The sequence below is a fragment of the Leucobacter sp. CX87 genome, assembly GCF_018682295.1.
Lineage (GTDB): Bacteria > Actinomycetota > Actinomycetes > Actinomycetales > Microbacteriaceae > Cx-87.
The window spans coordinates 32,203-53,929 of the sequence record NZ_JAFIRI010000009.1 but is presented as its reverse complement, the minus strand read 5'-3'; the positions used below and the strand labels follow the sequence as shown (position 1 = coordinate 53,929).

Annotated in this window: 20 protein-coding genes; 18 read left to right on the top strand and 2 right to left on the bottom strand. The window is 66.9% G+C overall.

Features of this window, described 5'->3' with window-relative positions; translation table 11 throughout:
• The 5 genes from KOE53_RS13200 to KOE53_RS13180 all read left to right on the top strand — a co-directional run bounded on the left by KOE53_RS13200 (position 1) and on the right by KOE53_RS13180 (position 4,883).
• Complete coding sequence (locus tag KOE53_RS13200) at positions 1-417, top strand: cytidine deaminase (protein ID WP_188046042.1); 417 nt, start codon at positions 1-3, stop codon at positions 415-417.
• 72 nt (positions 418-489) lie between these two features.
• Positions 490-1,983: a DHA2 family efflux MFS transporter permease subunit gene (locus KOE53_RS13195; RefSeq protein WP_188046041.1), complete on the top strand. Its 1,494-nt coding sequence runs from the start codon at positions 490-492 to the stop codon at positions 1,981-1,983.
• Between the two features lie 90 nt (positions 1,984-2,073).
• Positions 2,074-3,933, top strand: coding sequence for an ABC transporter ATP-binding protein (locus KOE53_RS13190; protein WP_188058833.1), 1,860 nt, complete (start codon positions 2,074-2,076; stop codon positions 3,931-3,933).
• Between the two features lie 44 nt (positions 3,934-3,977).
• The gene (locus tag KOE53_RS13185) at positions 3,978-4,436 is read left to right on the top strand and encodes a 23S rRNA (pseudouridine(1915)-N(3))-methyltransferase RlmH (protein ID WP_188046040.1); all 459 of its coding nucleotides are present in this window, start codon (positions 3,978-3,980) and stop codon (positions 4,434-4,436) included.
• A gap of 36 nt (positions 4,437-4,472) precedes the next feature.
• On the top strand, positions 4,473-4,883 hold the full coding sequence (locus KOE53_RS13180) for a hypothetical protein (RefSeq protein ID WP_188058804.1): 411 nt from the start codon (positions 4,473-4,475) through the stop codon (positions 4,881-4,883).
• Between the two features lie 38 nt (positions 4,884-4,921).
• On the opposite strand, the gene KOE53_RS13175 is transcribed toward KOE53_RS13180, so the two are convergent.
• On the bottom strand, positions 4,922-5,242 hold the full coding sequence (locus KOE53_RS13175) for a helix-turn-helix domain-containing protein (protein ID WP_188046038.1): 321 nt from the start codon (positions 5,240-5,242) through the stop codon (positions 4,922-4,924).
• 321 nt (positions 5,243-5,563) lie between these two features.
• Here KOE53_RS13175 and nrdH point away from each other — a divergent pair, with 321 nt between their 5' ends.
• From nrdH to KOE53_RS13145, 6 genes are all read left to right on the top strand, one after another.
• Positions 5,564-5,800 carry a glutaredoxin-like protein NrdH gene (nrdH, locus tag KOE53_RS13170; protein WP_188046037.1) on the top strand — a complete coding sequence of 79 codons (237 nt, stop codon included), beginning with the start codon at positions 5,564-5,566 and terminating at the stop codon, positions 5,798-5,800.
• Between the two features lie 79 nt (positions 5,801-5,879).
• Complete coding sequence (gene nrdI / locus KOE53_RS13165; protein WP_188046036.1) at positions 5,880-6,281, top strand: class Ib ribonucleoside-diphosphate reductase assembly flavoprotein NrdI; 402 nt, start codon at positions 5,880-5,882, stop codon at positions 6,279-6,281.
• The gene (nrdE, locus tag KOE53_RS13160) at positions 6,281-8,410 is read left to right on the top strand and encodes a class 1b ribonucleoside-diphosphate reductase subunit alpha (protein ID WP_188046035.1); all 2,130 of its coding nucleotides are present in this window, start codon (positions 6,281-6,283) and stop codon (positions 8,408-8,410) included. The genes nrdI and nrdE overlap by 1 nt, the downstream gene beginning before the upstream one ends.
• Positions 8,411-8,476: 66 nt before the next feature.
• Entirely contained in the window at positions 8,477-9,454 is a 978-nt protein-coding gene (nrdF, locus tag KOE53_RS13155; RefSeq protein ID WP_188058803.1) for a class 1b ribonucleoside-diphosphate reductase subunit beta, read from the top strand.
• A 205-nt stretch (positions 9,455-9,659) separates the two neighbouring features.
• Positions 9,660-10,664: a hypothetical protein gene (locus KOE53_RS13150; RefSeq protein WP_188058802.1), complete on the top strand. Its 1,005-nt coding sequence runs from the start codon at positions 9,660-9,662 to the stop codon at positions 10,662-10,664.
• 55 nt (positions 10,665-10,719) lie between these two features.
• Positions 10,720-11,946: a pyridoxal phosphate-dependent aminotransferase gene (locus KOE53_RS13145; RefSeq protein ID WP_188058801.1), complete on the top strand. Its 1,227-nt coding sequence runs from the start codon at positions 10,720-10,722 to the stop codon at positions 11,944-11,946.
• Positions 11,947-12,382: 436 nt separating this feature from the next.
• Here the strand turns inward: KOE53_RS13145 and KOE53_RS13140 are convergent, their stop codons facing one another.
• On the bottom strand, positions 12,383-13,570 hold the full coding sequence (locus tag KOE53_RS13140) for an ROK family transcriptional regulator (RefSeq protein ID WP_188058800.1): 1,188 nt from the start codon (positions 13,568-13,570) through the stop codon (positions 12,383-12,385).
• 95 nt (positions 13,571-13,665) lie between these two features.
• Here KOE53_RS13140 and KOE53_RS13135 point away from each other — a divergent pair, with 95 nt between their 5' ends.
• The 7 genes from KOE53_RS13135 to KOE53_RS13105 all read left to right on the top strand — a co-directional run bounded on the left by KOE53_RS13135 (position 13,666) and on the right by KOE53_RS13105 (position 21,725).
• Positions 13,666-14,766, top strand: a complete 1,101-nt coding sequence (locus tag KOE53_RS13135) for a Gfo/Idh/MocA family protein (RefSeq protein ID WP_251364359.1) — start codon at positions 13,666-13,668, stop codon at positions 14,764-14,766.
• Positions 14,763-16,289, top strand: a complete 1,527-nt coding sequence (locus tag KOE53_RS13130) for a sugar ABC transporter ATP-binding protein (RefSeq protein WP_188058799.1) — start codon at positions 14,763-14,765, stop codon at positions 16,287-16,289. The genes KOE53_RS13135 and KOE53_RS13130 overlap by 4 nt, the downstream gene beginning before the upstream one ends.
• Complete coding sequence (locus tag KOE53_RS13125; RefSeq protein ID WP_188058798.1) at positions 16,286-17,332, top strand: ABC transporter permease; 1,047 nt, start codon at positions 16,286-16,288, stop codon at positions 17,330-17,332. The genes KOE53_RS13130 and KOE53_RS13125 overlap by 4 nt, the downstream gene beginning before the upstream one ends.
• A gap of 68 nt (positions 17,333-17,400) precedes the next feature.
• Positions 17,401-18,468, top strand: a complete 1,068-nt coding sequence (locus tag KOE53_RS13120) for an ABC transporter permease (protein WP_251364363.1) — start codon at positions 17,401-17,403, stop codon at positions 18,466-18,468.
• Positions 18,469-18,483: 15 nt separating this feature from the next.
• Complete coding sequence (locus KOE53_RS13115; RefSeq protein ID WP_188046028.1) at positions 18,484-19,689, top strand: substrate-binding domain-containing protein; 1,206 nt, start codon at positions 18,484-18,486, stop codon at positions 19,687-19,689.
• 99 nt (positions 19,690-19,788) lie between these two features.
• The gene (locus KOE53_RS13110; protein WP_188058796.1) at positions 19,789-20,685 is read left to right on the top strand and encodes a sugar phosphate isomerase/epimerase family protein; all 897 of its coding nucleotides are present in this window, start codon (positions 19,789-19,791) and stop codon (positions 20,683-20,685) included.
• A complete protein-coding gene (locus KOE53_RS13105) occupies positions 20,682-21,725 on the top strand; it encodes a sugar phosphate isomerase/epimerase family protein (RefSeq protein WP_188058795.1) in 1,044 nt (347 codons plus the stop codon). The genes KOE53_RS13110 and KOE53_RS13105 overlap by 4 nt, the downstream gene beginning before the upstream one ends.
• Positions 21,726-21,727 lie beyond the last annotated feature (2 nt).

The window sequence follows — 21,727 nt, the reverse complement described above, 5'->3', positions numbered from 1 at the left end:
ATGACCGACATCGACTGGGTCTCGCTTCGTGCGGCCTCGATCGAGGCGATGGGTCGCGCGTACGCGCCCTACTCGGAGTTCCCCGTCGGCTGCGCCGCGCTCGTGGACGACGGCCGCATCGTCACCGGCTGCAACGTCGAGAACGCGAGCTACGGCGTCGGGCTCTGCGCCGAATGCGCGCTCGTCGGCCAGCTGCACTTGAGCGGCGGCGGTCGGCTCGTCGCGTTCGACTGCGTCGACGGAAGCGGGGCGACGCTCATGCCCTGCGGCCGTTGCCGGCAGCTGCTGTACGAGGCGTCCGCGCCGGGCATGCTCCTGAACACGGTCTCCGGGATCCGGACGATTGACGAGGTGCTGCCCGACGCGTTCGGCCCGCGCCAGCTCGAGGAGTACGCGGAACGTCCAGACCAGGGATGAGGTCGCGGCAGTTCGAGGCGGGCCGCGGGCGTAGGATGACCCGGTGCTCACTCCCGAAATGAACCGTCGCTGATGGCCGCCCCTCAACCCATTCGCCCCTGGCCTGCGCTCTGGTCGCTGGTCATCGGCTTCTTCATGATCCTGGTCGACACCACGATCGTCTCGGTTGCCAACCCGACGATCAAGGACGCCCTTGGGACCGACCTCAACACGACGCTCTGGGCGACGAGCGCGTACCTGCTCGCGTATGCGGTGCCGCTACTCATCACGGGTCGCCTGGGCGATCGCTTCGGGCCGCGTCGGATCTACCTCATCGGGCTCGTCGTCTTCACGATTTCGTCCCTCGCCTGTGGCCTGTCCGGTTCGATCGAGGCGCTGATCGTCGCCCGCGTCTTCCAGGGCTTTGGCGCGTCCATGATGACGCCGCAGACGATGGCGGTCATTACCCGCATCTTCGCGCCGATGGAGCGCGGTGCCGCGATGGCGATCTGGGGCGCGACCGCGGGCGCCGCGACGCTCATCGGGCCGATCCTCGGCGGCCTCATCATCGACTCCCTCGGCTGGGAGTGGATCTTCTTCATCAACGTGCCGATCGGCATCATTGCCTTCGTGCTCGCGATGCGGAACGTCCCCGCCCTGCAGACCCACCCGCACCGCTTCGACCTCATCGGTGTGGCGCTCAGCGCGGTCGGCCTGTTCCTCTTGGTGTTCGGCATTCAAGAGGGTGAGAGCTACAACTGGGGCCAGATCTGGGGCCCGATCTCGGTCTGGGGCCTCATCATCGCTGGCGCCATCGTCATGGTGATTTTCGTGGTGTGGCAGCGCGTGCAAAAGGGCGAGCCGCTCCTCCCGCTTCGCGTCTTCCGCGACCGCAACTTCGCCGTCGGCAACCTCGCGATCACGACGGTCGGCTTCTCAGTCACGGGCATGGCCCTGCCCCTCATCTTCTACGCGCAGACCGTGCGCGGCATGACTCCGACCCAGTCGGCGCTGCTCATGGTGCCGATGGCGGTGCTCTCGGGCGTGCTCGCCCCGTTCGTCGGCAAGCTGATAGATCGCGGCGACCCCCGTTGGATCGCCCCGCTGGGGCTGTTCCTCATGGCCGTCGGCCTCGGCGCGTATTCGCTCGTGATGACGCCCGACGCCCCGATCTGGATGCTCCTCATCCCGAGCGTCATCCTCGGCTTCGCGAACGCCGGTATGTGGGGCCCATTGGCCTCGCTCACCACCTACAATCTGTCGCCCGCGCTCGCGGGGGCAGGATCCGGGGTCTACAACACCACCCGCCAGGTGGGCGCGGTGCTTGGCTCGGCCGCCATGGCCGTGGTCATGCAGGCGCGCTTGGCTGCCGAGTTGCCGGCCGCCGCCGGCGGGGGAGCGGGAATGGGTGGCGAGTCCGCCTCCGGTGTGCTCCCCGAGGCGCTGCACGAGGGGTTCTCCGCGGCGATGGCCCAGTCGCTGCTGCTGCCAGCCGCCGTCGTGCTGCTCGGTGCCGCCGTGGCGCTCTTCTTCGCACGGCGCGGGGCGCCCAAGCACGAGCAGGAGCGGACGGGCGCCGCGAAATAAGCGCGACTGGGTCCTGCCCGCCCTGCCCGCCTCTCCCGCCGCGCACCGCCACCGCAACATAGCTCCCAGGAGTACGCTCAACCCATGAGTATGGGTGGCGGGGGCGGTCGCGGCGGAGGCCGAGTGTCGAGTGGCGATTTTGCCGCGCAGCGGGCGGCTAACCGCCAGGCGCCGACGGTGGCGAACCTCGGCCCTCGCATTCTCGATTTGTTCCGCCCCTATCGGGCGCCGCTCATCGCCATTATCGGTCTCGTCATCGTCTCGGCGGCCCTCGGCATCGCCCCGCCGCTCTTGACCCAGCGCATCTTCGACGATGGGCTGTTCCCCAAGACTGGCGGCCCGAACCTAGACCTCCTGCTTTGGCTTGTCATCGCGATGGTGGCGGCGTTCGCCCTCTCCTCGGCGATTGGGCTTGTGCAGACGTTGCTCACCGCGCGGGTCGGCAATCGGGTCATGGGCGACCTGCGGATCCGGCTGTTCTCGCACCTGCAGGCGATGGAACTCGGCTTCTTCACCCGCACGAAGACCGGCGTGATCCAGTCCCGCCTGCAGAACGACGTCGGCGGCGTCTCGAACGTGCTCACGAACACGGTCAGCAACGTCGTCGGCAACACGGTGACGGTCATCGCGGCGTTCATCACGATGCTCGTGCTCAGCTGGCAGCTCACGGTGGTTGCGCTCCTACTCATGCCCGTGCTCGTCATCGCGCAGCGCCGGGTGGGCCAGGTGCGCGCACGCATCGCGGGTCAGACGCAGGAATCGCTGTCCGAGATGACCTCGATCACGCAGGAGGCGCTCTCGGTATCGGGGGTGCTGCTCGCGAAGACGTACTCGCGCCAGCGGGCCGAGACCGAGCGCTACTCCGACGAGAATGCGACGCAGATTCACCTGCAGGTGAAGCAGTCCATGAGTGGCCAGGGCTTCTTCGCCCTCGTGAACATCTTCCTCTCGGCAGTCCCCGCCGCCGTCTACCTCATCTCGGGCTGGCTCATTTCGGGCGGCGACATGACGATCACCGCCGGCACGATCGTCGCGTTCACGACGGTGCAGGCACGGCTGCTGTTCCCGATGATGGCGCTCATGCGCGTCGCGCTCGACCTGCAGACCTCGAAGGCGCTGTTCGCCCGCATCTTCGAGTACCTCGATCTGAAGCCGGCGATCGTGGATCGCCCGGACGCGCGGCCCCCGGTCGCGGCCCCCGGCTCGGCGCGCATCGCGTTCGAGGACGTCGTCTTCCGCTACCCCGACCAGACCCCTGACGAGCGCCCGACCCTCGACCACGTGTCGTTCACGGTCGAGCCGGGTGAGTTCGTGGCGTTTGTCGGCGCTTCAGGATCAGGCAAGACCACGATCAGCTACCTCGTGCCGCGCCTGTATGACGCCAGCGAGGGGACCGTCCGCTTCGGCCCCGATGACGTGCGCGAGCTGCAGCAGGAAGCGCTCATGGACCAGATCGGCATGGTGACGCAGGAGTCGTACCTGTTCCACGCGACGATCGCCGAAAACCTGCGGTACGCGAAGCCCGACGCGACGGACGCCGAGCTCGAGGCGGCGGCCCGCCAGGCCAACATCCACGACACCATCGCGGGCTTCACGGAGGGCTACGACACGATCGTCGGTGAGCGCGGCTACCGGCTCTCGGGCGGCGAGAAGCAACGCATCGCGATCGCGCGCGTGCTGCTCAAGAACCCGCCGGTGCTGATTCTGGACGAGGCGACGAGCGCGCTCGACACCGTGAGCGAGCGGGTCGTGCAGCGTGCGCTCGACAGCGCCCGGAGCGGCCGCACGACGATCGCGATCGCCCACCGGTTGTCCACCGTCATTGACGCCGATCGCATTTACGTGTTCGGCGCGGGGCGGATCCTGCAGCACGGCACCCACGAATCGCTGCTCGCCGACGGCGGGCCCTACGCCGAGCTGTACGCGCAGCAGGGTGGCACTGCGGTCTAGTGGGCACGGCGGCGTAACGTCGGCAGATCGGGTTGAATAGGGCTATGGCAATCCGGATCCTGGCAGTGGGCAAGAAGCACGAATCGTGGGTGCTTGACGGGATCGACCGATACGAAAAGCGCTTGGCGAAGCCCTGGCAGACGAAGTGGCAGTTGCTGCCGCACTCGGCGCGCGAGGGTGAGGCAGCGCGGGCCGAAGAGTCGGAGCGGATCCTGTCGAAGGTCGGGCCGGACGACTTCCTGGTGCTGCTCGACGAGCGCGGCAAGAACCTGGACTCGCCGGAGCTCTCGCGCACGGTGCGGAGCGCGCTTGACGCTAGCCGACCCGTGACGCTCGTGATCGGCGGCGCCTACGGGGTGGACGACCGGGTGCGCTCGCGGGCGAACGTCGTGTGGAGTCTGTCGAGGCTGGTATTTCCACACCAGCTCGTACGGCTCATCATCGCGGAGCAGCTCTACCGCGCGCAGGAAATCGCCGGGGGGCGGCCGTACCACCACGTCTAAGGCCCCAGTGTCGGCGGTCCTGTTTAGCGTGAGCCCATGAACCCGTTTCGCCTCACCACCCGTCGCATCCGCAGCCAGGCCCGCGCGCCGGGCCCGCCGCTCTGGCCGCTGGCGCCCCCGTCCGTGGCGCCGCGTCGACCGCGCTGGGGCGTCACGCCGGGGCCCGCCGCCTGCGCGGTGCCCTGGCGGGTGGTGCGGAGCGACGCGGGCGGGGTGATCGAGCTCCAGAACGTGGGCGGCGAACCGCTCGCCTCAGTACGCTTTGCGCTCGCGGGGAGCGGCATGCTCGGGCTTTCACTTCCGTGCAGGATCGAGCCGGGGGAGCGGCTGCGCGTGGTCGTGCGTGGCTCGCTCGCCGAGGGGGCCGCGGCTGGCGCCGACGCGATGCTCGTGGTGCGGTGGTTTCGCCCGGATGGGTCGGAGCTGTTGTGGCCGATTGCGCTGTGACGGTCCCGGCAGGTCGCCGTCCGCGTGCGGGCCGCGCCCTATTGGGCGTCGCGCTCGCGCAGCTGTTCTTCGCGGGCGCGGATCAGGTCGGCCGCGGTGATGCGGCGTTCGATCGGGGCGACGTGCTCGGCGGTGACGTACCGGGTGAGGTCAGAGACGCTGGTGTCGAGGGCGGTCGCGATGCGCGTCATGGTGTCGAGCTTGGGGTTCGCCTGGCCGCGCTCGATGCGCCCGATGTTGCTCGGGTCGACGTGCGCCAGCTCGGACAGGTCGTGCTGGCTGATGTTGAGCGCTTCACGGATCTCCTTCATGCGCTTGCCGAGGGCACGCGCCGGGAGGCGAGAGGAGGGGAGATCCATACTCATAATGCTGGCGGCGCCCCGGGTGTTTGATCTACAAGCGTTCGCGCCTAGGGCGTTTGTGCCCTTTTCGCGCAACCCGCGCGACACGCCAGGACCCGGCCTGTGGGGAAATTATTTCGCTCGCTCCACACCTGTGGATAACTGTCCGTTTGGGCCGGATTGCTGCCAAAAGTTCTCCCCAGGGCGCAGTGAAAGACCGTGAAAACCCCGTGGAATATGACACTGCTGTAACTACACCATGTTGTGGTCGGCAGAGGTGTGGTTCACTATATGTAGTGCCTCGGTCGAGGTTCTGGAGACTTAGCGGAGGGTTTACAAATGGCGATCACCGTCTACACCAAGCCGTCGTGCGTGCAGTGCACCGCGACCTACCGTGCGCTCGACAGCAAGGGTATTGAGTACAACATCCTCGACCTTTCGGAGGACCCTTCGGCGCTCGAAGCCGTCAAGGAGCTTGGTTACCTGCAGGCGCCCGTCGTGGTGACTGACGATGAGCACTGGTCGGGCTTCCGCCCCGACAAGATCGCGGAGCTCGCCGGCCGTCTGGCCGACTAACTTCCGCAGCAACGCCGCGCCCGCGAGGGCGCACCCGACGGGGCAATGGCGAAGGGGAGATGCGAAAGGAGCTGATCTCGTGGCAAACCTGGTGTACTTCTCGAGCGTCTCGGGAAACACGCACCGGTTCGTCGAGAAGCTCGGCCACCCGGCCCTCCGCATCCCGATCTTCGCCCACGACGAGCCACTTCACGTTTCCGAACCTTTCGTGCTCATCCTCCCCACATACGGTGGCGGGCCCGACACGCGCGCTGTCCCCAAGCAGGTCATCCGGTTCCTCAATGACGAGCGAAACCGGAACCACCTGCGCGGGGTCATCGCGGCGGGCAACACCAACTTCGGCGAGGCCTACGGGCTTGCGGGCGACATCATCGCCCGCAAGTGCGCGGTGCCTCACCTCTATCGATTCGAACTTTTTGGTACACCGGACGACGTCACCGCCGTCCACGAAGGATTGGAACACTTTTGGAGACTGCAGTAATGGCGTCCTCGAAGGTCAGCGAGATGGACTACCACTCGCTGAACGCGATGCTCAACCTCTACGACGCAAACGGCAAGATCCAGTTCGAGAAGGATCGTGAGGCGGCGCGGCAGTACTTCCTGCAGCACGTCAACCAGAACACGGTCTTCTTCCACAACTTTGAAGAGCGCCTGCGCTTCCTCGTGGACAACGACTACTACGAGAGCGAAATGCTCGAGCAGTACTCGCTGGAGTTCATCGAGACCCTCACCAACGAGGCGTACGCGATGAAGTTCCGCTTCCCGACCTTCCTGGGCGCGTTCAAGTTCTTCACCTCGTACGCGCTCAAGACGTTTGACGGCGGCCGCTACCTCGAGCGCTTCGAGGATCGCGTCGTGATGGTGGCCCTCGGGCTCGCCCAGGGCGACCAGGAGTTCGCCCGCAGCCTCGTCACCGAGATCATTTCGGGCCGGTTCCAGCCCGCGACCCCCACCTTCCTGAACCTCGGTAAGGCCCAGCGCGGAGAGCTCGTCTCGTGCTTCCTGCTGCGCATCGAGGACAACATGGAGTCGATCTCGCGCGGCATCAACTCCTCGCTGCAGCTCTCCAAGCGCGGCGGCGGTGTGGCGCTCTCGCTCTCGAACATTCGCGAGGCCGGCGCCCCGATCAAGAAGATCGAGAACCAGTCGAGCGGCATCATTCCCGTGATGAAGCTCCTCGAAGACAGCTTCAGCTACGCGAACCAGCTCGGTGCGCGTCAGGGCGCGGGCGCGGTGTACTTGAACGCGCACCACCCCGACATCATGAAGTTCCTCGACACCAAGCGCGAGAACGCGGACGAGAAGATCCGCATCAAGACCCTCTCGCTGGGCGTCGTGGTGCCCGACATCACGTTCGAGCTGGCCAAGTCGGGCGAGGACATGTACCTCTTCTCGCCGTACGACGTTGAGCGCGTCTATGGCGTGCCTTTCGGCGACATCTCGGTCACCGAGAAGTACCACGAGATGGTCGACGACGCGCGCATCAAGAAGACGAAGATCAACGCACGCCACTTCTTCCAGACCGTTGCTGAGCTGCAGTTCGAGTCGGGCTACCCCTACATCGTGTTCGAGGACACGGTGAATCGGGAGAACCCGATCAAGGGCCGCATCAACATGTCGAACCTCTGCTCAGAGATCCTGCAGGTCAACACCCCGACCACGTACAACGAGGACCTCAGCTACAACGAGATTGGCAAGGATATTTCTTGCAACCTCGGCTCGATGAACATCGCGATGATGATGGACGGCGCGGACTTTGCCGGCAGCGTCAACACCGCCATCCGCGGCCTCACCGCGGTGAGCAACATGAGCCACATCTCGTCGGTGCGTTCGATCGAGGACGGCAACGACAAGTCGCACGCCATCGGCCTCGGCCAGATGAACCTGCACGGCTACCTCGCCCGCGAGCGCATCCACTACGGCAGCGAGGAGGGGATCGACTTCACGAACATTTACTTCTACACGATCCTGTTCCACGCGCTGCAGGCCTCGAACGAGATCGCGATCGAGCGAGCTGAAACCTTCGTCGGCTTCGAGGACTCGAAGTACGCGTCGGGAGAGTTCTTCGACAAGTACACCGATCAGGAGTGGACGCCGGCGACCGCGCGCGTGCGCGAGCTCTTCGAGAACGCTGGTGTCGCGATCCCGTCGCAGGAGGACTGGGCCGCGCTCAAGTCCAGCATCATGACGCACGGCATCTACAACCAGAACCTGCAGGCGGTGCCGCCGACCGGCTCGATCTCGTACATCAACAACTCGACGTCGTCGATCCACCCGATCGCCTCGAAGATTGAGATTCGCAAGGAGGGCAAGCTCGGGCGCGTGTACTACCCGGCGCCGTTCCTCACGAACGACAACCTCGCGTACTACGACGACGCGTACGAGATTGGCCCCGAGAAGATCATCGATACGTACGCCGCGGCGACGCAGCACGTCGATCAGGGCCTGTCGTTGACGCTGTTCTTCAAGGACACGGCGACTACGCGCGACATCAACAAGGCGCAGATCTACGCGTGGCGTAAGGGCATCAAGACGATCTACTACATCCGTCTGCGCCAGCTCGCGCTTGAGGGCACTGACATGGAAGAGTGCGTCAGCTGCATGCTGTAGTGCGCGCTCGTTAGGCGCGAGCGACACCTGAATCGATTTTGAGACTACGAGCCGAAAAAGGAAACGATGAACCCGAAGCCGTTCAAGCTGGGACACGCGGTCCAGGCGATCAACTGGAACCGCATTGAGGACGAGAAGGACCTCGAAGTTTGGCACAAGCTGACGACGAACTTCTGGTTGCCCGAGAAGGTGCCGCTGTCGAACGACGTCCAGTCGTGGGCGACGCTGACGCCCGAAGAGCAGCTGCTCACCATGCGCGTGTTCACCGGCCTCACCCTGCTCGACACGATTCAGGGCACGGTCGGGGCGGTCTCGCTCATTCCTGACGCGATCACCCCGCACGAGGAAGCCGTCTACACGAACATCGCGTTCATGGAGTCGGTGCACGCCAAGAGCTACTCGTCGATCTTCTCGACGCTGTGCTCGACGCAGGAGATCGACGACGCGTTCCGCTGGTCGACGGAGAACGCGTATCTGCAGAAGAAGGCGCAGATCATTGTCGACTACTACGAGGGCGACGACCCCTTGAAGCGCAAGGTCGCCTCGACGCTGCTCGAGTCGTTCCTGTTCTACTCGGGCTTCTACCTGCCGATCTACTGGTCGTCGAAGGCGAAGCTCACGAACACGGCCGACCTCATCCGCCTCATCATCCGCGACGAGGCTGTGCACGGGTACTACATCGGCTACAAGTTCCAGAAGGGCCTCGAGAACGAGACCCCCGAGCGCCGCGAGGAGCTCAAGGACTACACGTTCTCGCTGATGTACGAGCTGTACGAGAACGAGGTGAAGTACACGCAGGACCTCTACGACGGCATCGGCCTGACTGAAGACGTCAAGAAGTTCCTGCACTACAACGCGAACAAGGCGCTCATGAACCTCGGCTACGAGGCGATGTTCCCCAAGGAGATGACGGACGTCAACCCGGCGATCCTCTCGTCGCTCTCGCCCAACTCGGGCGAGAACCACGACTTCTTCTCGGGCTCGGGTTCGAGCTACGTCATCGGCAAGGCTGAGGCCACCGAGGACGAGGACTGGGACTTCTAGGTCTCTTTTGCTTCACGCGAATGCGTGGTTCCCTTTCGAGGGTGCCGCTCATTCGGTGTTTCTGACGGCACCCTGGGCTACGCAGGATCCTGGCCGTCGGCCTGGGCCGAAGGGACGCGCCTGACGTTGAACCCGTGCAGGGTGGAACTCGAGGTGCTGGGCAAGTCACCGGGTCCTGGCGCGGCAGACCGTGCAGAGTGGTGCGATGGAATTCATCTTCGTCGTTACCGCGGCGGCGGCATTGGCCTCGCTACTCGTAATCCTGTTGGACTCGATTGAAAGACTCTTCGCGAATCGAAAGCAGATTGGCGAGTCGGGCAATCAGGTACCGGGTCTCGACGACTTGTACTCCAGCGAGGTGGTGTACCGAGCAGGTCTGCGCGACTTTCTACTGCCGATTCTGGCGTCCATGATTACCGGAGTCATCGCGGGGCTTATCTCAAGTCGAATCCCGGCGCTTTTCTCGTCATTAGAATCTCCCGAAGTCGTGCTCTTTGAGCTCCTTTACCTTCTGGGGTTAAGTGTCTTGGGTCTTTTTGCGGCGGCAATTGTCTTCCTCGTCTATCTGAAAGTTCCGAACCGTCTTGGCTCAATCGCGAGTTCCCCGGTGCTGGTCGTATCTGTGGCAGCCAAGATGCTTCGTGAGGGTCTGCTTGGTTCAGAGCTGCGTGAACTCCGAGAGAATTTGACTGGTTGGCCGGCGCGTCTCGCACGATACGCGGCAGGTGTGGCTGGTGATGCGCCTGTGCCAGAAGTTGGAAAGCGGCTTGCCTCCACAAGCGAGGAGCACCTGCGCTACATAGAAAACCCCTTCCGGCGCAAGAACAGAGAACTCTGGGTTGCGCTGTTGCGTGCGTTTCCCTTTCGATGGGGTTGGGGGCTAGCCGTCGCACTCGCTTTTCCAACAGTGCTTTCTGCGTCCATATTTTATTTCGGGTGGAAAGAGGGCTGGGGTTGGGAAGCCGGGTTCATTGTCCCCCTTTGGGTGGGATTGGCCATTGTTCCTGTCATGATCGCCGTGTTTGACGTAGCAACAAGACTGCCCTTCACCAAGCTCGCCTACCATCGCGGAGTCGCCGACATTGCACTGGCAGAGTCGATGGTGAACGAGCTGGAGCTCAAATTGGAAGCAGAACGTGTACGCGCGAGTGGGCAACTACGACCTGACGCACCAGGCCTGATCCGGCGGGCGTGGCGCAGGATCTGGTAGTCAAGCGCCGTGCGTCATCACTCCCGGCGGCGCCAACGCGTGACAAAATCACCCTGTGCGATCCATCACCCAGGCAAGGAAGCTGAGCGGCGTCCGATACGACGTGCGCGGCCCCATTCTTGAAGAGGCCGAGCGGCTCGAGCGTGAGGGCCATCAGATCCTCAAGCTCAACATCGGCAACCCGGCGCCCTTCGGGTTCGAGGCCCCGCCCGAGATCCTCGCGGAGATCACGCGCGCGCTCCCGTTCGCGCAGGGGTACAGCGACTCCCGGGGGATCCTGCCGGCCCGCGAGGCCGTCGCAAACTACTACAACCAACTGGGCGTGAAGGATGTCGGTCCCGAACACGTGCTCGTCGGGAACGGCGTGAGCGAGCTGATCTCGCTCGTGCTGCAGGCGCTCGTCGACGTCGACGACGAGATCCTCGTGCCGTCGCCCGACTACCCGCTGTGGACCGCCCAGGTCACGCTCTCCGGCGGCCGGCCCGTGCACTATCCCTGCGTCGAGGCGAACGGGTGGATGCCCGATCTCGAGGCGATCGAGGCGCTCGTCACCCCGCGCACCAAGGGCATCGTGCTCATCAACCCCAACAACCCGACCGGGGCGGTCTACTCGGCCGAACTGGTCAAGGGGTTCGCGGCCCTCGCCGAGCGGCACGGGCTGGTGCTGATGTCGGACGAGATCTATGAGCGCATCTTGTACGACGGGGCCGTCCATGAGCATGCGGCGCTGCACGTGTCCGAGACGCTCTGCCTCACCTTCAGCGGGCTCTCGAAGGCGCAGCGGGTCGCGGGGTTCCGCTCGGGCTGGGTGGTGACCTCGGGCAACCGCGCGATGGCGAAGGACTTCCTCGAGGGCTTGACGCTGCTCGCCAACATGCGCATGTGTGCCAACGTGCCGGCCCAGTATGCGATCCCGGTCGCCCTCGCTGCCGAGCACAACTGGTCGGGCATCTCAGAGCTGTGCGGGCCGGGCGGCCGGCTGCGCGAGCAGCGCGACGTCGCCCACCGCCTGCTCACCCAGATCCCTGGGGTGAGCTGCGAGCTACCGGGTGGCGCGATGTACCTCTTCCCCAAGCTCGACCCCGAGCAATACCTGATCGCCGACGACCAAGCGTTCGTGATCGACCTGCTGCGGGCGACGCGCGTGCTCGTCACGAACGGGCGCGGGTTCAACCTGGCGACCCCGGATCACCTGCGCTTCGTGACCCTGCCGACGACCGGGGTGCTGACCGAGGCGATCGGGCGCATCGCCGAGTACCTCGAGATGGTGCGTGTCCGGTAGCACCTCGGGTTCGCCCGCACCAGCAGGGGGACATGCCCGCTCCGCGTGGTACCCGCTGAGACTTTTGGCTGGGTGGAACGGCGGCCGTTCGTTGCGACGAGCACGATGGCGACGACGTGCCACCCGCTGAGGCTTCCGAGCGTGCTGGTCTCCCTGGTTCTCCGAGTATCGCCAGCATGGACAGGGTCTGCGAAACAGCCGCCCGCTGCGCCCACCCGACCACAAGTCGCGGAGTTCTGCTGCGGAGTGGGCGCCTCAGCGGGTAGGGCCAGGGGAGTGCAGGTAAATCACTCCGGAAATGAGAATCATGTCGGACCATTTCGGGCGAATTCGTCCTGAATGCTTGTCGTTTCCGTAATGTTTGACGGGGCCGGGCCGCCGGCGCAGGCCGCCGGCGCAGGCCGCCGGCGCGGGCCGGCGCAGGGCGCCGCCGCGCCTACGCCCCAAGCTCGGCCGAAATACGCGCCGGGGAGAGCGCGGCGTCGATCGCGAGTCGTGCAGCGCCGAGAATGGCCGAGTCGCCCGCCGCACGCGACGGCGCGATGGTCAGGTGCTCGGTCGAGAGCGGGATTGAGCGCGCGTAGACGACCTCGCGCACGCCTGCCAGCAGGTGCTCCGCCGCCTGCGCCATGGTGCCGCCGATCACGATCGTCGACGGGTTCATCAGGCTGACGCACACGGTGAGCACCTCGCCGAGGTCGCGGCCTGCCTGCCGGATCGCCTGGATGGCGCGCACGTCGCCGGCCTTGGCGAGCGCGACGACCTCGATCGGCCGTTCGAGCAGCGCGTCCGGGGTGCTCAGCGCGTGCGCGAGCGCGCGGCCCGAGGCGACGGCCTCAAGGCAGCCACGGTTGCCGCAGGCACAAGGGGTGCCGCTCGCACGGGTGAGGGCAACGTGGCCGATGTCGCCCGCCGCACCCTGCGCGCCCCGGCGCAGGGTGCCGCCGGAGATGATGCCGGCGCCGATGCCGCTCGCGACCTTCACGAAGATGAGGTCGGTGACGTCCGGCCACGACGACGTCTGCTCGCCGAGCGCCATGATGTTCACGTCGTTGTCGACGAGCACGGGTACGCCGAACTCGGCGCCGAGGGCGCCGGGGATGTCGAAGCGGTCCCAGCCCGGCATGATGGGCGGGTTGATGGGGCGCCCCGTCGAAAACTCGACCGGGCCGGGCACGCCGATGCCGATGCCCGCAATTTGGGAGGCGCTGAACGAGGTCTGGCCCAGCAGGGCCCGAGTGCTCGAGATGATCCACTCGATCGCCGGAGCTGGCCCGTCCGCGATGTCGCGCGGCGCCGAAATGTCGGCCAGAAGATTGCCTTCGAGGTCGGTGAGGGCGATGCGCCCGTGGATCGCGCCGAAGTCGACCGCCACGATAATCCGGGCGCGCGGCTGGAACGCGACCTGCGAGGAGGGCCGCCCGCCGGTGGACACTGCGTCTTCGACCGGCGCGATGAGCCCGAGCTCGAGGAGTTGATCGATGCGCTGCGAAACGGTGGGGCGTGAGAGGCCGGTGATCGCGGCGAGCTCGGCCCGGGTGCGCGGCTGCCCATCGCGGAGCAGCTGGAAGAGACCTCCCGCGGTGGAGAGGTTCTGCTCGCTTGATGAGGGAGGAGACGTCACGCTTCGAGTAAACCACAGTGCATAAGTTGGTAACAGTTCGATTACTTATGAAAAGAACTTGCCAAAAGATGCGCGTGTTCATTCATGATGGTCGCATGGTGTTCGAGTCAATGCTGCCTCACCCCGCCCCGCGCATCGGAATGCTCGGCGGCGGCTTCATGGCGCGCACGCACAGTCACGCAGCCCGGGTCGCGGGGGCGAGGCTTGAGGTGCTCGCGACCTCCCGCCTCGAGAGCGCCGAGCGCACCGCTGCTGATCTGGGGTACGCCCGAGCCGCCACCGCCGAAGAGCTCATCGCCGAGGCCCTGCCCGTCGTGCACGTCTGCACGCCGAACGGTAGCCACGTCGACTACGCCCGGGCGGCGCTCCGCGCCGGGTCCCACGTCATCTGCGAGAAGCCGCTCGCCACGAACGCCGCCGACGCGCGGGCGCTGGCCGACGAAGCCACCAGCCTCGGGCGCCCGGGTGCCGTGCCCTTCGTCTATCGCTACCACCCGATGGTGCAAGAGATGCGCGCGCGGCTGGCGAGTGGCGAGTCCGGCGCCCTGCTCACTGTGTCCGGGCAGTACCTGCAGGACTGGCTGCTCGCCCCGGGCGATGACAACTGGCGCGTCGCAACCTCGGCGGGTGGCCCCTCGCGGGCCTTCGCAGACATCGGATCACACCTGGTCGACCTGATCGAGTTCGTGACGGGGGACCGCATTGCGCGCCTCGTCGCCGCGACCCGCACGGTCCACGCCGAGCGCGGTGGCCGCGCGGTCGAGACTGAGGACGCGGTCGCGCTGACGGTCGAGCTGTCCTCCGGATCAATCGGCTCGATGCTCGTCTCGCAGGTCGCGCCCGGGCGCAAGAACGGCTTGGTCCTCGAGATCGCTGGGTCGGCGGAGAGCCTGCGTTTTGAGCAGGAAGACCCCGAGCGGCTCTGGGTGGGCAAGCGTGAGCACTCCCTGCTGCTGCGCCGCGACCCGGACGTGCAGACGGGCGAGGCGGCACGCCTCAGCACGCTCCCCGCCGGCCACCCGCAGGGGTACCAAGACGCCTTCAACTCCTTCGTCGCCGACGCCTACGCGGTCGCCGCGGGCGAGACGCGGGAGGGCCTGCCCACCTTCGCAGACGGCCTGCGCGCCGCGGTGATCACCGACGCGGTGCTCGAGTCTGCCCGCACCCAGGCCTGGGTCGAGGTGAGTGCAGCGTGAACGCCCCCATTCTGACCGTCACCGATGTGCGCAAGCAGTTCTTCGGCGTCGAGGTGCTGCACGGGGTGGGGCTCGAACTCGTCCCCGGGACCGTTCACGGGCTCGTCGGCGAGAACGGCGCCGGCAAATCGACGCTCATGAAGGTCATCGCCGGCGTGCACCGGCGCGACAGCGGCGACGTTCGATTCGACGGCCAGAGCATCGACTTCGGGCACCCCGCAGAGGCGGCCCGCGCCGGCATCGCCTGCGTGTTCCAGGAGTTCAACCTGCTGCCCGAGCGCACGGTCGCGCAGAACGTGTATCTCGGCCGCGAGCCTATGCGCCGTGGCCTCGTGGACGTCGAGGCCATGCGCCGCGACACCATGCAGCTCTTGCGGGATCTCGGTGTCGAGGGCATCTCGCCCGACGCCCAGGTCGGCGGCCTGACCGTCGCCGAGCAGCAGATCGTCGAGATCGTGAAGGCGCTCTCGGTGAACGCCCGCGTCATCGCGATGGACGAGCCCACGGCGGCGCTCGCCGACCACGAGGTCGGGATCCTGTATCGCGTGATCGCCCGCCTGCGCGAGCGCGGCGTGGCGCTGCTCTACGTGTCGCACCGCCTCAAGGAGATCTTCGACCTGTGCGACACGATCACGGTACTGAAAGACGGTGCGCTCGTCTCGACTGACCCGGCTGCCGACCTCGACCAGGCCACTCTCGTGCGCCGCATGGTGGGCCGACCGATCAGCGCGTTCTTCCCGCCGCCCGCGGACGGCACCACGCTGGGGGCAGCCCTCGTTGCGGTTCGTGGCGGCGGGAACGCCCAACTTGAAGGCATTGACATCGAGCTGCGCGCCGGCGAGGTCGTCGGAGTCTCCGGGCTGCAGGGCTCGGGGCGGACCGAGCTGGCCGAGGCGATCTTCGGCACCGCCCCGTTCACGCGCGGTGAGCTCCGCATCGACGGCGAGCCCACCCGGATCCGCGCGGCGCGTCAGGCGGTACGCCGCGGGATCGCGCTCGTCACGGAGGACCGCAAGCGCACGGGCCTCGCCCTGAACCAGTCGATCCTCGACAACGCCCTGCTCGCCATCCGTAGCGTCTTCCCCGGGCGCACCCGCCAGACGCGCGCCGCGATGCCGGGCATGTTCACCTCGCTCGAGGTCATCAGCCAGGGCGTCGGCCAAGAGGTCCAGGCGCTCTCGGGCGGCAACCAACAAAAGGTCGTGCTCGCGAAGTGGCTCGCGACCGAACCCCGCGTCGTCCTGCTCGACGAGCCGACCCGGGGCATTGACGTCGGCGCGAAGGTCGCCGTGTACCAACTGATCCGCGAGCTCGCGAAGCGCGGGGTCGCGATCCTGCTGATCTCGAGCGAGCTGCCCGAGGTGATTGGCATGGCCGACCGCATCGTGGTCATGCGCGACGGCCGGATCGCGGGCGAGCTGCCCGCCGGCTCGACCGAGGAGGCCGTGCTTGCATGCGCCACGGGGGTCACGGCCGGCCCGCCAACCCGCACCGCGATCGAACAGGAAGGTGACGAGCGATGAGCGCCCTCACGCGCCGCCTCCGCGGCCTCGACACGACCGTGATTGTCTACCTCGCGCTGATTGCCGTGCTCGTGCTGAGCGCCATCCTCGTGGCGACCGCCGGGCGCAACCTCTTCAGCCCCGGCAGCATCCGCGACATCCTGACCGGCATGAGCGTGCTCGGCCTCGTCGCGATCGGCCAGACGCTCGTCATCCTGGGCGGTTCCCTCGACCTATCGGTGCCCTACGTCGTGAGCCTCACGAGCCTGCTCGCGGCCCAAACCATGAACGGCCAGGCAAGCATGATCGTGCCGGCGGTACTGCTCGCGCTCGGCGTCGCCGCCCTCATCGGTCTCGCCAACGGCCTCATCGTCACCGTGCTCAAGGTGCACGGCTTCATCGCGACGCTCGGGGTCGGGCTGCTGCTCAAGGGGTACCTCGATACCCAGTACAAGGGCACGGCAGGATCCGTGCCGCGGGAGTTTCAGCTGTTCGGGGCGACCGGGATCGGGCCCGTGCCCGTCTCGACCATCGTCATGCTCGCGCTCGCCGCCGCGGTGGCCTTCCTGCTCGCCCGCAGCAAGTTCGGACACCACCTGTTCGCGGTGGGCGGCGGGCCCGAGGTCGCGCGGCTCTCGGGCGTGCGCACACAGCCCCCGCTGATCTGGGCGCACATGCTCTGCTCGGTGTTCGCCGGCATCGCCGGGCTGCTGCTCGCGAGTCGGCTCGGTGTCGGCAGCCCGACGGTGGGAACCCAGGGCGGGTACGACCTGCTCTCGATCGCCGCGGTCGTGCTGGGCGGCACGCTGCTCGCCGGCGGGCGCGGTTCGATCTGGGGCACGATCGGCGGCGTCGCCATCTTCGCGGTGCTCGACAACCTGATGAGCGTGCTGCAGGTGAACCCCTTCCTCAAGGACGTCGTGCGCGGGGCCGTCATCGTGATTGCCGTGGCGATCTACTCGCGCCGCCGACTGGTGGCCCGGCGCGAACGATTTACGAGCGCGGGGGCGGATGTGCAGGGCGGCTCCCCGGTACCCGCTGCTGCTGAAGGGACGGCGTCATGAGCACCCCGCTGGCTGTGCAGGATCGCGGCGCCGGATTCGGCGAGCGCGCCGGGGCGCTCGTGCGGGCCATGGTGAGCCCCCGCGGCGCGGTGTACCTCTTGCTCGTCGTGATCCTGATCGCGATTACGGCGCTGAACCCCTCGTTCGCGGAGCCGGGGCAGCTGATGCGCTACATCCAGCGCGTCGCGCCGATCGCGATCGTGGCGATCGGGCAGTACTTCGTCATCGTAAGCGGCGAGTTCGACCTGTCGATGGGCTCGCTCGTGACCACTCAGGTAGTGCTCGCAGGCACGTTGATTGGGCAGGACGAGAGCAAGATCCTCCCCGTCATGATCTTCCTGACGGTGCTGGGCATCGCGGTCGGGGTCGTCAACGGGCTCGTCACGACGCTGCTGAAAGTGCCCTCGTTCATCGTCACGCTCGGCATGATGCTCGCGCTCTACGGCGGCGTGATGTGGTGGACAGGTGGCGCGGCCACCGGCAACCCGGCCGACTCGTTCCGTCAGATCGGCCGCGGCGGCATCACCGATCTGCCGGTCATTGGCCTGCTTCCCTGGGCGGTCGTCGTCCTGGTCGTCGTCGTGGCGATCGCCGTGTGGCTTTCGAAGCGGCCCTACGGTCGGGTGCTCGTCGCGATTGGTGACAACCCCGCGGCCGGCGCCTTCGCCGGAGCGTCCGTGTGGCGCACCAAGACGCTCGCGTTCGTCATCTCGTCACTCTCGGCGACCATTGCGGGCGTGCTGCTCGTCGGCTATGCCGGTGTGCATCCCTCGGTCGGCAAGGGCTACGAGTTCATCGCGATCACCGCGGTCGTGCTCGGCGGGGTCGTGCTGGGCGGCGGGCGAGGAAGCGTGTGGGGTGCGCTCGCCGGGGCCTTCGCGCTCGAGTCCCTCTTCACCCTGCTGAACTTCGCCTCGGTGCCGTCGACTCTGCGCGACGCCATCCAAGGCGCCATCATCATCGCGGCCGTCGCCTACTCGGGTGTGGCGTTCGGTTCGCGTAAGCGTCGGCGTGCCGATCCCGGCACGTCGCAACCGAAAAACGATCCGTCCGGCGACGCCGGGCGGGCAGCGGCGGGGAGCACCCCGTCATCCGATTCCGCGGGCAGCGACGCTGCGCGGGAGCAACACAAGTAAAGGGAGTGAACGATCATGAAACGATCGCTAAGCACCGCGGCGAGTCTCGTCTGCGCCGCATCGCTGATCCTGCTGGCGGGGTGCACGACTGATCCGTCGGTCGAGGCACCGGATGGTTCGGCTGAGGAGGCTGCGCCGACGGAGGAGTGGTTCGACCAGGAGCTGTTCGACAAGCAGTTCGCCGAGCGCTCCGTCGTGCCCGAGGGCCCGGAGGAGCAGCCGTACCTGCAGACCATCAACGCGGAGATGGTCGACACGGCGGAGTTCGCGTCGGAGGGGCCGAAGAAGGTCTGCTTCGCAAACGCGTCAATCTCAAACCCGTGGCGCCAGACCGGCTGGATCACCATGAACGAGCAGCTGAAGGTGCTGCAGGAGTCAGGCGCTATCTCGGAGATGGAAACGCGCGACGCGAAGGACAGCGATGACACGCAGATTGCGGACATCGACTACTTCATCGCCGAGGGCGAGTGCGACAGCTTCGTCATCTCGCCGAACTCGACCGCCGCCCTCACCCCCGCGGTCGAGCGGGCGTGCGCGACGGGCAAGCCCGTGGTCGTTTTCGACCGCGGCGTGCAGACGGATTGCGCGGTCACGTTCATTCACCCGATTGGCGGCTTCGCGTGGGGCATCGACTCGGCTGAGTTCCTTATCGACAACCTCAAGGAAGGCGACAAGGTGGTCGCGCTCCGGATCCTGCCGGGCGTTGACGTGCTCGAGCAGCGCTGGGCCGGCGCGGACAAGCTGCTGTCGGAAGCCGGCATCGAGACGGCCGACTACTTCACCGGCGCAGACCCGGCCGAGATCAAGAAGATCATCTCGGACGAGCTCGCCAAGGGCGACGTGCAGGGCATCTGGATGGACGCTGGCGACGGCGCCGTCGCCGCGATCGAGGCCTTCGAGGACGCCGGCAAGCCCTACCCCGTCATGACGGGCGAGGACGAGCTGAGCTTCCTGCGCAAGTGGAAGGACACGGGGCTCACCGGCCTCGCCCCCGTCTACTCGAACTTCCAGTGGCGCACGCCGCTGCTGGCCCTCGAGAAGATCTTCAAGGGCGAAGAGGTGCCGAGCGAGTGGGTACTGCCGCAGAGCCCGATCACGGCTGAGGAACTCGACGACTACCTCGCGCGGAACGACGGCATGCCCGACGGTCACTACGCGAAGTTCGGCGGCGAGGACCTGCCGGGCTACCCGACCATCTGGCAGGATCGGGTCATGCCCTAGTTTCACCCGCTCGTGACGGTCTCTCGTCCGGGCAATCGGGTGCGAGGGGAACCAGCACGACTGGTTCCCCTCGCACCATCTGTGCAGGAGGGAGTCGCGATGCAGCGACAACTGGGAGTGAACACCTGGGTCTGGGTGTCGCCGCTTCGCGACGCCGACCTCGCGCGAATTGCGCGGCAGGCGCAGGGCATCGGGTACGAACTGCTCGAGCTGCCGGTCGAGTCGCTCGGCGACTGGGACCCGGCAGGGGCGGCCGAGACCCTCGGCGAACTCGGCATGGGGGCGCGCGTCGTCGGAGCGATGGGCCCCGGCCGCGACCTGATCGACGACGCCCATCGGGCGGCGACGCAGGACTACCTTCGGCACTGCGTGGATGTCGCGGTGCGCGTGGGGTCACCCACGGTCGCCGGCCCGTTTACCGCCGCGACCGGTCGCACCTGGCGAATGAGCGCGGCTGAGCGGGGGGCCACGATCGCGACGCTCCGCGGCGCGCTCCGTCCGGTCGCTGACTACGCGGCCGAGCGCGGGGTCAGCCTCGCGATTGAGCCGCTGAACCGCTACGAGACCAGCCTCATCAACACCGTCGATCAGGCGCTCGATGCGCTCGACCCGCTGCTCGGGGCCGGGGTCAGCCTCGCCCTCGACAGCTACCATCTCAACATCGAGGAGCGCTCGCCCACCGCCGCCATTCGCGCGGCTGGCGCGCACCTGCAGGTCTTCCAGGTCTGCGGTAACGATCGCGGGCCCGCCGGGCCCGACCACACCGATTGGGCCGCGACCCTCGACGCGCTCGACGAGGTCGGCTACGCCGGCCCCCTGACGCTCGAGAGCTTCACCGGCGACAACGACACGATCGCCACCGCGGCCTCGATTTGGCGCCCGCTCGCGGACAGCCAGGATGAACTTGCCCGCATCACCTACGACTTCTTTACCGATCTGCACCGACGCCGATCTGAACCGACCGAACGCGAAACAACTCTGGAGCCGCAGCCATGACCGACCCCACCTCGTCACACCCGGTCACGCTGTTCACCGGCCAGTGGGCCGACCTCCCGTTCGAGGAGGTCGCGCGCCTCGCCGCCGAATGGGGATACGACGGGCTCGAGATCGCCTGCTCGGGCGATCATCTCGACCTCAAGCGCGCTGATGAGGACGACGCCTACCTGCGCTCGCGGCTAGAGATTCTCGACCGACACGGCCTCGGCGTCTGGGCCATCTCGAACCACCTCGCCGGCCAGGCCGTGTGCGACGACCCGATCGACTTCCGCCACGAGGCGATCGTGCGTCCCTACGTCTGGGGCAACGGCGAGGCCGAGGGCGTGCGCCAGCGGGCGGCCGCGGACATGCAGCGCGCGGCCCGGGTCGCCCGCAAGCTGGGCGTCGACACGGTCGTCGGCTTCACCGGCTCGAAGATCTGGCCGTACGTCGCCATGTTCCCGCCCGTGCCCGCTTCGGTGATCGATGCCGGCTACGAGGACTTCGCGACGCGCTGGAACCCGATCCTGGACGTGTTTGACGCTGAGGGCGTGCGCTTTGCCCACGAGGTGCACCCGTCTGAGATCGCCTACGACTACTGGACGACGGTGAAGACGCTTGAGGCGATCGATCACCGGCCCGCGTTCGGGCTGAACTGGGACCCGAGCCACCTGCTCTGGCAGGGCGTCGACCCCATTGGCTTCATCACCGATTTCGCTGACCGCATTTATCACGTGGACTGCAAGGACACCCGGCTGCGGCCGCCGACGGGGCGCAGCGGGATCCTCGGCTCTCACTTGCCCTGGGGCGACCCGCGGCGCGGCTGGGACTTCGTCTCGACCGGGCACGGCGACATGCACTGGGAAGACGCGTTCCGCGCGCTCGGCTCGGTTGGCTACGGCGGCCCCATCTCGATCGAGTGGGAGGACGCGGGCATGGACCGCCTGCACGGCGCCGCCGAAGCAGTGGGCAGGATCCGCTCGCTGCTCTGGAAGCGTCCGACCGTGTCGTTCGACGCCGCGTTCTCGAACCAGACCTCGCCGGAGGGCGAGGCGGCGTAGTC